This window comes from Sunxiuqinia dokdonensis, assembly GCF_001270965.1.
GTDB lineage: Bacteria > Bacteroidota > Bacteroidia > Bacteroidales > Prolixibacteraceae > Sunxiuqinia > Sunxiuqinia dokdonensis.
Genome location: NZ_LGIA01000106.1, coordinates 1 through 543 on the forward strand (window position 1 = coordinate 1; position 543 = coordinate 543).

Annotated in this window: 2 protein-coding genes; both read right to left on the reverse strand. The window is 51.6% G+C overall.

The annotated features are described in order from the left end of the window. On the reverse strand, positions 1–218 hold a 218-nt coding region (locus NC99_RS07330; RefSeq protein WP_157624627.1), incomplete at its 3' end, for a hypothetical protein. A gap of 5 nt (positions 219–223) precedes the next feature. After that, the coding region (traM, locus tag NC99_RS07335) for a conjugative transposon protein TraM (RefSeq protein ID WP_157624630.1) at positions 224–543 on the reverse strand (320 nt) is incomplete at its 5' end.

Sequence of the window (543 nt, forward strand, 5' to 3'; positions counted from 1 at the left end):
TCCCCGTCAAAGGGCTCGGCCGCCTTGAGGCGAATAAGATTGGGTAACTCAGGAACCACTTCGGCAAAAATAAGCGTAGGATCGCCCACCTGCAGGTAGCTCACGCGATCGGGACAGACCAGGTGGGTGGCTTTGTTTTCGTGGATGGTGATCCTGTTTTGGGCCGGTGCGGTCATTTGGATCAGCACCAGTACAGTGATGATTAAAAGGTTTCTCATGGCTTTTATTTTTGATTGATTAAATAGACCAGGGTGCTTTCCCTGATGGTGACTTTTTTCAGGCGGGTCATCTTAAACAGCGATTGGGCAGTCCGGTCGGCGGCACGCACGCCGGCGTAGGTTAGCGGATCGGCAGTAACGCCAAACAGCGAGGACGTATTGGTCGAACCACCCACTTCCTTAGCTACTTTCCGCGCTGCATTGTCCGGAACATACAGTCCTTCCATGCCATCCAGGTCATGGATGGAAAGATCTACCGGCAGGAAGTTGTCTTGCACAGGAATCTGTGTGACATGAATATGCAACCGTTCGTTTTTGATTTGAC